This window comes from Microbacterium endophyticum (assembly GCF_011047135.1).
GTDB lineage: Bacteria > Actinomycetota > Actinomycetes > Actinomycetales > Microbacteriaceae > Microbacterium > Microbacterium endophyticum.
On record NZ_CP049255.1, the window covers coordinates 67,537 to 80,330 of the forward strand.

The 12,794-nt window shown below is 60.5% G+C and carries 12 protein-coding genes; all 12 read left to right on the forward strand.

What is annotated here, in order from left to right; genetic code table 11:
- The first annotated feature begins 44 nt into the window (after positions 1–44).
- The 12 genes from pyrR to rpoZ all read left to right on the forward strand — a co-directional run bounded on the left by pyrR (position 45) and on the right by rpoZ (position 12,707).
- Positions 45–575, forward strand: coding sequence for a bifunctional pyr operon transcriptional regulator/uracil phosphoribosyltransferase PyrR (gene pyrR / locus G6N83_RS00345; RefSeq protein WP_165138195.1), 531 nt, complete (start codon positions 45–47; stop codon positions 573–575).
- Entirely contained in the window at positions 572–1,534 is a 963-nt protein-coding gene (locus tag G6N83_RS00350) for an aspartate carbamoyltransferase catalytic subunit (RefSeq protein WP_165138197.1), read from the forward strand. The genes pyrR and G6N83_RS00350 overlap by 4 nt, the downstream gene beginning before the upstream one ends.
- A gap of 2 nt (positions 1,535–1,536) precedes the next feature.
- Positions 1,537–2,838, forward strand: a complete 1,302-nt coding sequence (locus G6N83_RS00355) for a dihydroorotase (protein WP_165138199.1) — start codon at positions 1,537–1,539, stop codon at positions 2,836–2,838.
- Complete coding sequence (locus tag G6N83_RS00360; RefSeq protein ID WP_165138201.1) at positions 2,835–3,362, forward strand: PH-like domain-containing protein; 528 nt, start codon at positions 2,835–2,837, stop codon at positions 3,360–3,362. Before G6N83_RS00355 ends, G6N83_RS00360 begins: the two co-directional genes overlap by 4 nt.
- On the forward strand, positions 3,359–4,540 hold the full coding sequence (gene carA, locus G6N83_RS00365) for a glutamine-hydrolyzing carbamoyl-phosphate synthase small subunit (protein WP_165138203.1): 1,182 nt from the start codon (positions 3,359–3,361) through the stop codon (positions 4,538–4,540). The genes G6N83_RS00360 and carA overlap by 4 nt, the downstream gene beginning before the upstream one ends.
- Entirely contained in the window at positions 4,533–7,817 is a 3,285-nt protein-coding gene (carB, locus tag G6N83_RS00370; protein WP_165138204.1) for a carbamoyl-phosphate synthase large subunit, read from the forward strand. The genes carA and carB overlap by 8 nt, the downstream gene beginning before the upstream one ends.
- Positions 7,814–8,665, forward strand: a complete 852-nt coding sequence (pyrF, locus tag G6N83_RS00375) for an orotidine-5'-phosphate decarboxylase (RefSeq protein ID WP_165138205.1) — start codon at positions 7,814–7,816, stop codon at positions 8,663–8,665. Before carB ends, pyrF begins: the two co-directional genes overlap by 4 nt.
- Positions 8,662–9,561, forward strand: coding sequence for a guanylate kinase (gmk, locus tag G6N83_RS00380; RefSeq protein WP_165138206.1), 900 nt, complete (start codon positions 8,662–8,664; stop codon positions 9,559–9,561). The genes pyrF and gmk overlap by 4 nt, the downstream gene beginning before the upstream one ends.
- 101 nt (positions 9,562–9,662) lie before the next feature.
- Positions 9,663–10,496 (forward strand): ABC transporter ATP-binding protein, encoded by an 834-nt coding sequence (locus G6N83_RS00385; RefSeq protein ID WP_165142989.1) that lies wholly within the window; start codon positions 9,663–9,665, stop codon positions 10,494–10,496.
- Positions 10,493–11,530, forward strand: a complete 1,038-nt coding sequence (locus G6N83_RS00390; protein WP_165138207.1) for an aliphatic sulfonate ABC transporter substrate-binding protein — start codon at positions 10,493–10,495, stop codon at positions 11,528–11,530. Before G6N83_RS00385 ends, G6N83_RS00390 begins: the two co-directional genes overlap by 4 nt.
- A complete protein-coding gene (locus G6N83_RS00395) occupies positions 11,527–12,333 on the forward strand; it encodes an ABC transporter permease (protein WP_165138208.1) in 807 nt (268 codons plus the stop codon). The genes G6N83_RS00390 and G6N83_RS00395 overlap by 4 nt, the downstream gene beginning before the upstream one ends.
- A 119-nt stretch (positions 12,334–12,452) precedes the next feature.
- A complete protein-coding gene (rpoZ, locus tag G6N83_RS00400) occupies positions 12,453–12,707 on the forward strand; it encodes a DNA-directed RNA polymerase subunit omega (protein ID WP_165138209.1) in 255 nt (84 codons plus the stop codon).
- The last annotated feature ends 87 nt before the right edge of the window (positions 12,708–12,794 follow it).

Below are 12,794 nucleotides of genomic sequence, written 5' to 3' on the forward strand. Positions count from 1 at the left end.
GCAACCTTTAACACCGTCCTGTGAGGCGGAGAAGGGAGCGGCGAATGAGCACACGAACTGTGCTGCACGAAGCCGACATCGCACGCGCTCTGACACGCATTGCTCACGAGATCCTCGAGTCCAATCGTGGCGCCGATGGGCTCGTCATTCTCGGTATACCCACGCGCGGCATCACCCTGGCGGAACGTATCGGCGCGCTCATAGAAGAGTTCTCTCAGTGCAGCGTTCCTGTGGGCGAACTAGACGTGACGATGTATCGCGATGATCTCTCGCAAAACCCAACGCGTTCGCCGCAGCGCACAGCTATCCCCGCCGGCGGTATCGACGGAAAAGTCGTCATCCTCGTCGATGACGTGCTGTTTTCGGGTCGGACGATCCGCGCAGCGCTCGATGCCCTCCAAGACATTGGTCGTCCCGCTGTCGTCAGGCTCGCAACGCTGATCGACCGTGGGCATCGCGAACTTCCGATTCGACCTGACTTCGTGGGCAAGAATCTTCCGAGCGCACGTGATGAACGAGTGAATGTTCGCCTCGCCGGAATAGATGACATCGAAGAGGTGACGATCGGCTCATGAGGCATTTGCTCGATACGAAGACTCTGACTCGCTCCGAGGCGATCAGCATTCTCGATGTCGCAGAGGATATGGCTGCGACACAGCAACGCGAGGTGAAGAAGCTCCCCACCCTGCGCGGTAAAACTGTTGTCAATCTTTTCTTTGAAGATTCGACCAGAACGCGCATCTCTTTCGAAGCTGCGGCAAAACGCCTGTCGGCGGACGTCATCAACTTCTCAGCGAAGGGCTCATCGGTATCGAAGGGTGAGTCCCTCCAAGACACGGCGCAAACGCTGCAAGCTATGGGCGCGGATGCCGTGGTCATTCGTCACGGAGCCTCCGGTGCGCCTCGAACGCTTGCGACGAGCGGATGGATTACCGCCGGTGTCATCAACGCTGGGGATGGGACCCACGAGCATCCAACCCAAGCGCTTCTCGATGCCTTCACGCTGAGAAAGCGCACGTTCGGGAACGCCAGCCGCGGCCGAGATTTGCAGGGATTGCGGGTCACGATTGTCGGCGACATCCTGCACTCACGCGTCGCCCGCTCCAATGTGTGGCTGTTGACGACCCTTGGTGCCGAGGTGACGCTCGTTGCGCCTCCGACACTCGTTCCCCAGGATGTGTCGGCGTGGCCAGCAACCATTCGCTACGACCTCGATGAGGCCATTGCGGCCGAACCGGACGCAGTCATGATGCTGCGGATTCAGCTTGAGCGAATGAACGCGGCGTATTTCCCCACTGAACGGGAGTATTCACGCACCTGGGGGCTTGATGCTGAACGAGTCAACAGGCTTCCGGCGGGTAGCATTGTGATGCATCCAGGCCCGATGAATCGGGGATTGGAAATCTCCGCCGAAGCAGCCGACTCGCCACGTTCCACAGTATTGGAGCAAGTGACAAACGGTGTTTCGGTGCGTATGGCCGTGTTGTATCTGCTGATGGCAGGAGAACGCCCGACCGATGAGAAAGAAGGCTGACGATGAGTGAGAATTTCCTCCTCCGCGGCGCGCAGATTGAAGGCGGCGCGACAGCCGACATCCTGCTCGCAGACGGACGCATTTCTGCCGTCGGAAAGAGCCTCAGCGCCCAGGGCGCGACGGTGGTTGATGCCGACGGCCTGATTGCGCTACCGGGATTGGTCGACCTCCACACTCACCTTCGGGAGCCCGGATTCGAAGCATCCGAGACGATTCTGTCCGGATCCCGCGCTGGTGCTGCCGGAGGCTACACAGCGCTCTTCGCCATGCCCAACACCTCACCTGTTGCCGACACTGCGGGTGTCGTTGAGCAAGAACTCGCCTTGGGAGAAGCCGCCGGCTATGTCACAGTGCAGCCCATCGGTGCTGTCACTGTCGGGCAAAAGGGTGAACGTCTCGCTGAACTAGGTGCGATGGCGACCTCTCGAGCCCGAGTGCGCGTCTTCAGCGATGACGGATTCTGCGTGTGGGATCCGCTCATCATGCGTCGCGCGCTTGAGTATGTGAAGGCGTTCAACGGCGTTGTCGCTCAGCACGCGCAGGACCCGCGCCTCACCGAGGGCGCGCAAATGAACGAAGGTTCGGTGTCCGCAGAACTCGGCCTCACCGGTTGGCCCGCTGTTGCTGAAGAATCGATCATTGCGCGGGACGTGCTGTTGGCTGAACACGTGGGTTCACGCCTTCACGTGTGCCACCTGTCTACGGCCGGCTCTGTCGACATCATCCGCTGGGCGAAGAAGCGGGGAATTTCTGTCACGGCAGAAGTAACTCCCCACCACCTGCTGCTTACTGACGAACTTGTGCGGGGTTACGACGCGCGCTTCAAGGTGAACCCACCGCTGCGCCGAGACGAAGACGTGCAAGCGGTCCGTGAAGGACTTGCGGATGGCACGATCGACATCGTCGCCACCGATCACGCACCTCACCCGGCAGAAGCTAAAGCATGCGAGTGGCCAGCGGCCGCGAACGGCATGGTCGGACTTGAAAGCGCGGTTCGCGTCGTGCAACAAGCGATGGTCGACACCGGCATGCTCACGTGGGAAGACGTCGCTCGTGTCATGAGCCGAACTCCCGCCAAGATCGGGCAACTTTCGGGACAGGGCATGCCGTTGGCTGCGGGGGAGCCAGCAGAGCTCACGCTTTACGATCCGGCACAAAATGCCGAGTTCACGAAAGCGGACCTCATGGGCCGCAGCACCAATTCGCCCTACATCGGCCGCACCCTGCCGGGCCGAGTGCTCTGGACATTCCACCAGGGCCGTCCCACGCTACGTGACGGCGATATTCAGGAGTTGACATCATGACGCGTGAGGGTGCATTACTGGTCATGCTTGGCGTTGCGGTCGCGCTCGTCGGGCTCATGGTTTGGGGCTGGTTGCGACGCACCAAGCGTGACTCAGCACTGACAGCCCCGTTCGGCGAGGCGCCCTCGGGTTCTCGCCTCCTCTCGACCTTCTCAGGTTTGTACGTCGCAACCACCGTGCATGGCGACGCTCTCGAGCGCCTCGCAATAAGGGGATTGGGTTTTCGCGCCGCGGCGACATTCGTTGTCTTCGATACCGGACTTGCGCTCGACCTCGCGGGTGAGGAACGCATTTTCATTCCGCGAGAACGCATCATCGCAGCGAACCAAGCCACCGTCACCATCGACCGTGTCGTCGAGCGCGACGGTCTCACGAGGTTCGTCTGGCTTCTCGCGGACGACACCACCGTGGACTCCTATTTCCGACCTCAGGACACATCGTCTCGAGCACTTGCTGCGGCACTCGAGTCGTTGATTTCCCCCACCCAGATTTCCGCCAAGACGGCAACAGGAGACGAAGCATGACCTCAGCACCATCACCATCCTGGTCACGGGAGCCCGCTGTTCTCGTCCTCGAAGACGGGACACGCCTACCGGGCCGCCGCTATGGGGCCGCGGGAACGACCCTGGGTGAAGTTGTCTTTTCCACCGGCATGACCGGTTACCAAGAGACACTGACCGATCCGTCATATGCCGGCCAGATCGTGCTGCAGACTGCTCCGCACATCGGCAACACCGGCATGAACGCCGAGGACCGCGAGTCACGCCAGATCTGGGTATCCGGCTACATCGTGCGTGACCCCTCACGTGTCGTGTCCAATTGGCGAAGCGAAATGTCGCTGGACGACGCTCTCGTCGCCGACGGCATCGTCGGAATCAGCGGCGTCGACACCCGCGCTATCACCCGGCACATCCGCTCCGCCGGCAGCATGCGCGGCGGGATCTTTTCCGGCGATGCGGCAGCCCTCGACGCGGATGAACAGCTTCGCATCGTGCAGGAAGCGCCGGAAATGGCAGGTCTCAATCTTTCGAGCCAAGTTTCGGTGGCTTCGGCTGAAGTCACACCGGCGACGTCCGAGCTCGTCGGCTCGGTGGCAGTTATCGATCTCGGAATCAAGCAAGCGACAATCGTCAATCTCGCGGCTCGCGGGTTCGATGTGCATGTCCTCCCGCAGTCGACCACGATCGATGAGATCTTGCGTATCGATCCGGTGGCCGTGTTCTATTCCAACGGCCCGGGCGACCCCGCAGCATCCGAGGATCACGTATCGTTGCTGCGCGAAGTGCTCGATGCAAAACTGCCGTTCTTCGGAATTTGCTTCGGAAACCAGCTGCTTGGCCGTGCGCTCGGATTCGGCACCTACAAGCTGCCCTTCGGACACCGCGGCATCAATCAGCCCGTGCTGGATAAGTCGACCGGCCGCGTAGAGATCACCGCGCACAACCACGGCTTCGCTGTGGATGCTCCCACCGAGGGCATCATCGAAAGCCCGAGCGGTTACGGCCGTGTCGAGGTGAGCCACGTCGGCCTCAACGACAACGTCGTGGAGGGGCTCCGGGCTCTCGATATTCCCGCTTTCAGCGTGCAGTACCACCCAGAGGCTGCTGGTGGGCCCCACGACGCCAACTACCTTTTTGACCGCTTCCGCGACATGGTGACAGATCACCTGGCCGCTGCAACAAAGAAAGATGCGAATGCCTAAGCGCGACGACATCCGCTCCGTTCTCGTTATCGGCTCAGGGCCGATCGTCATCGGTCAAGCGTGCGAATTTGATTACTCAGGCACACAGGCCTGTCGAGTACTTCGCGAAGAGGGCGTACGCGTCATCCTCGTGAACTCGAACCCTGCGACGATCATGACTGATCCCGATTTCGCCGATGCCACCTACATCGAGCCCATCAGTTCTGCTGTGATCGAGACCATCATCGCGAAAGAGCGGCCTGACGCCATTCTTCCGACACTCGGCGGGCAGACTGCTCTCAACGCCGCACTCGCTCTCGACAAAGCAGGAATCCTCGAGAAGTACGGCGTGGAGCTCATCGGCGCGAAGGTAGAAGCCATCAACAAGGGCGAAGATCGTCAGATCTTCAAACAGCTCGTGATCGATGCTGGCGCCGACGTTGCCGCGTCTCGTATCTGCAGTTCGATGGACGAGATTCTCGCCGGCGCTGAAGAGCTTGGCTATCCTCTGGTCGTCCGTCCGAGCTTCACCATGGGCGGACTCGGTTCGGGGTTTGCATACAACGAAAAGGATCTGCGCCGTATCGCAGGCGCGGGCCTTCGCGACTCGCCCTCGCACGAGGTGCTGTTGGAAGAATCCATTCTCGGTTGGAAAGAGTATGAGCTCGAACTCATGCGCGACACGGCTGACAACACTGTCGTCGTTTGTTCCATCGAGAACGTCGATCCAGTCGGCGTACATACCGGTGACTCGATCACCGTGGCCCCGGCCCTCACACTCACGGACAACGAGTACCAGAAGCTCCGTGACATCGGCATCGACATCATCCGCCTTGTGGGAGTCGACACCGGTGGCTGCAACATCCAGTTCGCCGTCGACCCGGCAACCGGTCGCATCATCGTCATCGAAATGAACCCGCGAGTCTCGCGTTCGTCTGCCCTGGCCTCGAAAGCGACCGGATTCCCCATCGCGAAGATCGCGGCGAAGCTCGCCATCGGTTACCGCCTCGACGAGATTCCGAACGACATCACGAAGGTGACGCCGGCAAGCTTCGAGCCGACGCTCGACTACGTCGTTGTGAAGGTACCGCGATTCAACTTCGAGAAGTTCCCCGCAGCCGACACTACGCTCACGACCACGATGAAGTCAGTGGGGGAGGCGATGGCGATCGGCCGAAATTACGCAACCGCGCTCCAGAAGGCACTGCGCTCGCTTGAGAAGCGTGGTTCGAGTTTCCACTGGGACGAAGAGTCTCGTTCCGCAGAAGAGCTGATGGAAATCGCGAAGACACCCACCGATGGCCGCATCATTTTCGTGCAGCAGGCACTCCGTAAAGGCGCGACGGTTGCTCAACTTTTCGACGCGACTGGCATCGACCCGTGGTTCCTCGATCAGATCGTGTTGATCAACGAAGTTGCCGACTTCATCGCGTCTGCCCCAGAACTGGATGCCGAGACCATTCGCGTTGCGAAAGATCACGGCTTCAGCGACGTTCAGATGGCGTCACTACGTGGCACCAGCGAGGCAGAGGTGCGTGGCATCCGCTACGGTCTCGGAGTACGTCCGGTTTATAAGACCGTCGACACCTGCGCCGGAGAATTCCCCGCCCTCACGCCGTATCACTATTCGAGCTACGACTCCGAAACCGAAGTGACACCTTCCGATCGCGCCAAGGTCGTCATCATCGGCTCTGGCCCGAACCGTATCGGTCAGGGTGTCGAATTCGACTACTCCTGCGTGCACGCATCTTTCGCGTTGTCTGATGCGGGTTACGAGACCATCATGGTCAACTGCAACCCGGAGACCGTTTCGACCGACTACGACACCTCGGACCGGTTGTACTTCGAGCCCTTGACGCTCGAGGACGTGCTCGAGGTACTGCACGCGGAAGCAGCGTCAGGCACGATCCTCGGCGTTATTTGCCAGCTCGGAGGACAGACACCGCTCGGACTTGCCAAGGGCATCGAAGATGCGGGATACAACATTCTCGGAACGAGTCCCGCCGCGATCGACCTCGCAGAAGAACGAGAGCTATTCTCGCAACTTCTTGATCGTGCTGGTCTTGTTGCGCCGCGAAACGGCACCGCAATCGATGTCGATGGCGCGGTCGCGATCGCCGAGAAGATCGGCTATCCGGTACTCGTACGGCCGAGCTTCGTGCTTGGCGGACGAGGCATGGAGATCGTTTACGACACATCAAGTCTCCGCGACTACTTCGTGCGCGTTGCCGACCAGGCGATCATCGGACCCGGCATGCCGCTCTTGGTTGATCGTTTCCTCGATGACGCCATCGAGATCGATGTCGACGCGCTCTACGACGGCACCGAGCTCTACATCGGTGGCGTCATGGAGCACCTCGAAGAGGCAGGCATTCACTCGGGCGATTCCAGTTGCACCCTGCCACCGGTCTCGCTCGGTCGATCGGACATCGATCGGGTCCGCACCGCCACCGAGGCCATCGCGAAAGGCATCGGCGTCCGCGGACTGCTGAACGTGCAATTCGCCATTAGCGCAAGTGTGCTCTATGTCATCGAAGCGAACCCACGTGCGAGCCGTACCGTGCCCTTCGTGTCCAAGGCACTCGGATTCCCGCTCGCGAAAGCTGCGTCGCGCATCATGGTGGGCGCCACTGTCCAAGAGTTGATCGCCGAGGGCATGATCCCCGTGATCGACGGCTCACGTGTGCCGCTGGGCGCTCCGGTTGCCGTGAAAGAGGCCGTACTACCGTTCAAGCGTTTCCGTACGAAGGACGGACAGACGGTCGACTCGATCCTCGGTCCCGAGATGCGTTCGACGGGCGAGGTCATGGGAATCGATCGCGATTTCCCGACAGCGTTCGCGAAGAGCCAGGACGCCGCTTACGGTGGTATCCCATTGTCGGGCACCGTCTTCATCTCCGTGGCCGACAGCGATAAGCGCGCTGTGATCCTTCCCGCGCACCGACTTCAACAGCTCGGCTTCACTCTGATCGCGACAGAGGGAACGGCCGAGATCCTCGGGCGTAATGGCATCCGAGTCGAAACTGTCAACAAGTACAGCGCAACACAAGAATCGGGCGAGACAAACATCGTTGATCTCATCAACGATGGCAAGGTCGACATCATCATCAACACTCCGAGCGGCATGTCGGCGCGGGCCGATGGTTACGAAATTCGTGCCGCAGCGGTGGCGGCCGACAAGGCCCTGTTCACGACGATATCGACGCTTGGAGCCGCCGTTGCCGCGATGGATGCCATGACTTCCGGTTTCGATGTGCGGAGCTTGCAGGAATACGCGGCGGACCGAGCAGCACTATGACACCCCGATCATTCGGCTCGCGCCTACAGTCGGCCGTCGCTGAACGCGGCCGGCTGTGCGTGGGTATCGATCCGCATGAGGCGATCTTGACTGATTGGGGGCTCGCGAGGACTGCTGAGGGTGCCCGCGAGTTCTCGCTGAGAGTCATTGATGCGGCCGCCGGCCGAGTGAGCAGCGTCAAACCTCAGGTTGCTTTCTTCGAACGCTTCGGCGCCGCAGGATACGTTGCGCTTGAAGAAGTCATCGCGACTGCCCGCGACGCCGGTTTGCTTGTGATCGCCGACGCGAAACGGGGAGATATCGGCTCAACTATGGCGGGATATGCCGCAGCGTGGTTAATGCCTGGTGCACCGCTAGAAGCTGATGCCCTCACTGTCAGTCCCTACTTAGGGGTCGGAGCGTTAACTGAATCGATGACGTTTGCACTCGAGCATGGTAAGGGCCTCTTCGTGCTTGCGGCAACGAGTAACCCGGAGGCTCACGACGTGCAAGGTGCCCACGCATTCTCTGATGGTGAGAGCGTCGCCTCTCGCGTTCTCGACGAGGCCTGGGAGTTCAATTCACAGACATCGGATCCAGAGACGTGGGGGAGCATCGGGGTAGTCATCGGCGCAACCGTTGACCGCGTGCAATTTGGAATCGGGGGCGCGATCGCGCCTCTGGCGCCCGTCCTCGCTCCGGGATTTGGCGCTCAGGGCGCGAATCTGAGTGACCTCGCCGATATATTCGGAGAACTCAGCCCCGCGGTATTAGCGAATGAGAGCCGTGGCGTCGTGGCAGGCGGCCCGACGGAACTCATCAGTCGGATCGATGCGCGCAACGCAGAGCTAAGGGGAGAGCGAGCGTGACTCAAAAACAAACCCCGCCCGATGTCGACCGGGTCGCTGCCTCTCGCAAGGCGGTCGCGGCGCGCCAAGCGCGAGCGAGTCTCAAGCGGGACATCTCGACGCGCGTGATCGCACCGAGCGAAGTTCTCGCGCGAGCAACTTCGGACCCGACATCGGCATCAGGCACACTGAGAATTACCGATTTCTTGACCGCTCTACCCGCCATCGGCCATGGAAAACGCGATCGTATTCTTGCTGAGCTTGAGATCTCTCCCGTAAAACGCCTCGGAGGTCTAGGCTCACGTCAGCTCGCCAGCCTCAGCGCGTGGCTCGATACCCGTTTTCCCTCCGTCGAGCCGCGCGCAGGACGCAGCTCGCTACTCGTACTTGCGGGCCCGACAGCCGTCGGCAAGGGCACTGTCGCGGCCTACATCAAGCAAGCTCACCCTGACATCCACTTGTCTGTTTCAGCGACAACGCGTCAGCCCCGCCCTGGAGAGAACGACGCTGAGCACTACTACTTTGTCGATGACGAAGAGTTCGATCGTCTCATCGCTGCCGGCGAGCTGCTCGAATACGCGACAGTGCACAATCGCTTCCGCTACGGCACGCCACGTAAGCCCATCGAACAGGCGTTGAGCGAGGGAAAGACGGTTCTTCTCGAGATTGACCTGCAAGGCGCACGGCAAGTGCGGGAAGCCGAGCCGTCAGCGACGTTGGTGTTCCTCTTGCCTCCGAGCTGGGACGAGCTCGTCAATCGACTCGTCGGGCGCGGGACTGAGGACGCCGAGGAGCGAGCGCGTCGTTTGCGGACGGCGAAGGCTGAGCTGGCAGCGCAAACCGAGTTCGACTATCTCGTCGTCAATGAAGAAGTTGCTTCGGCCGCTCGGGAGATCGCTGCCCTTGCGACAAGTTAGGCCGTAAGCGACAAAGCCCGCCCATCACCCGCTCGATAACGCGATGTTACGGCGGACTTCAGTTCCACGTTCGCGGCCGAAACAATCGTCCCGTGCCCGCAATCATTGTCGATACCCCGCCTCGCGAGGGTGAATTCGCCGCTGTCCACGACGCTCGCGTGTTTCTTGAGAACGTGTATCGCGCGTTTTCAACACCGCGCGGACAGCGTGAAGTTCTCCGCAACGTGAGACTTGAGATAAGCGCTGGCGAGATCATCGCAATAGTCGGGCCCTCCGGCTGCGGAAAATCCACCCTGCTTCGTATACTCGCGGGTATTGATCGCCCCTCGCGTGGATTCGCGCGGGTCAATGGCACTGCCGTGACCGATACTGATGCGCGCACCGCAATCGCTTTTCAGGAGCCTCGCCTACTTCCGTGGCGAACACTCGCTCAGAATGTGGCGCTCGGGCTGCCACGTGGTGCGCGGCATGCCGAAACTCGGGTGCGGACACTTCTCGAACTGGTAGGGCTTGCGCACGCTGCAGATCAGAAACCTCGCGAAGTGTCTGGCGGCATGGCCGGACGCGCGTCCCTTGCACGTGCCCTCGCGCGAAACCCCGACGTGCTCTTGCTCGATGAGCCATTTGGCGCGCTAGATGCCCTAACTCGCCTGCGTATGCAGGACCTTCTACTCGATATTCACGCAGCTCAACCGACGACGGTTGTGCTCGTAACCCACGACGTTGAGGAGGCGCTGTTCCTCGCGGATCGGGTTGTCCTGCTTCATGCCCTAGAGCCAGAAACGTCGATCGATTCGATTGCGAGGACCATCTCGGTGCCCGGTGCGCGACCGCGCGACCGGGCCGACGAGGCCTTCACGGAGTTGCGTGCCGACCTTTTGAAAGGCCTCGGCGTCGACCCCCACCACGAAAACCCTTCTGAGGAGATCCGATGAGCACCATCATCCGCCGCACAGTTCCTGCAATCATCGTGGCGGCCACGATGATGTTCGCCGTGGCCGGGTGCGTTGCGGGAGAGAATTCCCAGGCGTCCGTCGGCGATGAAGGCGCTGACGGTACACAGGACTGGTCCACCGACAAGCTCTCGATAGACTTCGCTACCTACAACCCGCTCAGCCTCGTTGTAAAGCAGCAGGGCCTTTTGGAAGACGCGCTCGGAAAAAGTGTGACAGTGGAATGGGTTCAGTCAACTGGCTCGAACAAGGCGAATGAGCTGCTGCGCTCCGGCTCGATAGATGTAGGTTCAACCGCGGGCTCAGCCGCGCTCCTCGCACGTGCGAACGGATCACCTATCCAGGTCATTGACATTTATTCGCAGCCGGAATGGTCGGCCATTGTCGTACCCAAAGACAGCGACATCGCGTCGGTAGCGGATCTTGCTGGAAAGTCTGTCGCGGCGACTGCGGGAACGGACCCGTACTTCTTTTTGCTGCAGACGCTCGAAACCGAGGGGCTCACTATCGATGATGTCGAGGTGCAAAATCTCCAGCATGCCGACGGGCGCGCTGCGCTGGAGGCTGGCTCGGTAGATGCGTGGGCAGGGCTCGACCCCATCATGGGTGCGGCCGAGATCGAGTCCGGTGACACGTTGATTTACCGCAACGTCGACTTCAACTCCTACGGTTTCTTAAACGCCACCGAAGACTTCATCACGGCTCATGCAGATGTTGCTCAGGTCGTGGTGGACGCCTACGAAGACGCGCGCAGTTGGTCGCTCGACCACCCCGATGAGACCGCCGATCTACTCGCCCAGGTTGCGGACATAGACCCGGACGTTGCGAAGACCGTGATTCAAGAACGCTCGAATCTTGATGTCAGCGGCGTCCCCGGCGATACGCAGCTCGCTGTGCTGAAGAAGATCGCTCCCGTGCTGGTGTCCTCCGACGCCGTGCAGGGAGGCGAACCCGCTATTTCCGACGCGCTCGACACGATCGTGAACGATACATTCGCTCAAAAGGCAAGTAGATGACGCTACTCCGCGGTAATACAACGGTGGGCGCCGCGTCTGTCCCGTTCTGGCGTCGCCGTTCAGTTCGCGTCAGTGGTGGACTCCTCGTTCCGATCCTGATACTCGGTGTTTGGCAGACGGTGACAGTATCGGGGCTCGTTCCGTCTTACCGTCTTCCCGCACCCACTTCGGTATTGGCAGCTGCTATTCAACTGTCCGAGAGCGGGGAACTGTGGTTCCACGTCGCCATCTCGGTGCAGCGCGTACTCCTTGGATTTGGGATCGGTTCCGCGGTCGGTCTGGTGTTCGCTGCGCTCGTCGGGCTGACGAGAGTGGGAGACATCCTCTTCACACCGATCCTTGCTGCCTTTCGCGCTGTCCCTTCGCTCGCTCTGGTTCCGCTACTACTGCTCTGGATGGGTATCGGCGAGGACTCCAAAGTCATTCTCATCGCGATCGGGGCGTTCTTTCCGGTCTTCACAACTGTGAGTAGTGCTCTGCGCCAGGTGGACCCGCAGTCAATTGAAATGGCTCGCTCGTTTAGTCTTCGCGGCCTCGCGCTCTTTCGCGTAGTGCAGCTACCTGCTGTAGTGCCATCGATCGTGTCGGGGCTGCGGCTGGCGATGGCTCAGTCATGGCTCTTCCTGGTTGCAGCCGAGCTGCTCGCGGCAGCGATGGGCCTAGGTTTCCTGCTCACACTCGCGCAATCTACTGGCCGCATAGACCAGATTTTGCTTGCGATCGTGTTGCTTGCCGTCCTTGGCACGCTCAGCAACGCCATGCTGAGCTTGGCGCAAAAGTACCTGCTCCAGAGATGGATATGAGGACAACGTCGCTGTTGCTGTCCTGAAGGTCGTAGAATTGCAGAAGGTATCGTTTCTTGCTCACGCTCGCGACTGATTCCGTCATCTCACCGCCAACATCCGAACCAGGAGGTTTCGCCATGGCCGGAATGAACCAGGGCATCATCGAGCCGCCCATCGACAGCCTTCTCGAAAAGGTCGACTCGAAGTACCAGTTGGTGATTTACGCATCCAAGCGGGCGCGCCAGATCAACGACTACTATTCGGACCTTCACGAGGGAAACCTCTTCGACAACGTCGGCCCGCTCGTCGACTCTTCAGTCGAGGACAAGCCCCTTACGATCGCGCTCCACGAGATCCACGAAGACAAGCTTCGTCTGCGCCACGCAGAGTAGTTTTTCGGCAGCCTCCGAGTGAGCTGCCTTTCATCAGGCCCCGCGACACTCATGTCCGGGGCCTGATGCACACTCGGAACATCTTCA

Excerpts from the sequence above, each read along its gene's own strand:
- pyrR (WP_165138195.1), top strand. The coding sequence starts at position 45 with ATGAGCACACGAACTGTGCTGCACGAAGCCGACATCGCACGCGCTCTG.
- G6N83_RS00350 (WP_165138197.1), top strand. The coding sequence starts at position 572 with ATGAGGCATTTGCTCGATACGAAGACTCTGACTCGCTCCGAGGCGATC.
- G6N83_RS00355 (WP_165138199.1), top strand. The coding sequence starts at position 1,537 with ATGAGTGAGAATTTCCTCCTCCGCGGCGCGCAGATTGAAGGCGGCGCG.
- G6N83_RS00360 (WP_165138201.1), top strand. The coding sequence starts at position 2,835 with ATGACGCGTGAGGGTGCATTACTGGTCATGCTTGGCGTTGCGGTCGCG.
- carA (WP_165138203.1), top strand. The coding sequence starts at position 3,359 with ATGACCTCAGCACCATCACCATCCTGGTCACGGGAGCCCGCTGTTCTC.
- carB (WP_165138204.1), top strand. The coding sequence starts at position 4,533 with ATGCCTAAGCGCGACGACATCCGCTCCGTTCTCGTTATCGGCTCAGGG.
- pyrF (WP_165138205.1), top strand. The coding sequence starts at position 7,814 with ATGACACCCCGATCATTCGGCTCGCGCCTACAGTCGGCCGTCGCTGAA.
- G6N83_RS00390 (WP_165138207.1), top strand. The coding sequence starts at position 10,493 with ATGAGCACCATCATCCGCCGCACAGTTCCTGCAATCATCGTGGCGGCC.
- G6N83_RS00395 (WP_165138208.1), top strand. The coding sequence starts at position 11,527 with ATGACGCTACTCCGCGGTAATACAACGGTGGGCGCCGCGTCTGTCCCG.
- rpoZ (WP_165138209.1), top strand. The coding sequence starts at position 12,453 with ATGGCCGGAATGAACCAGGGCATCATCGAGCCGCCCATCGACAGCCTT.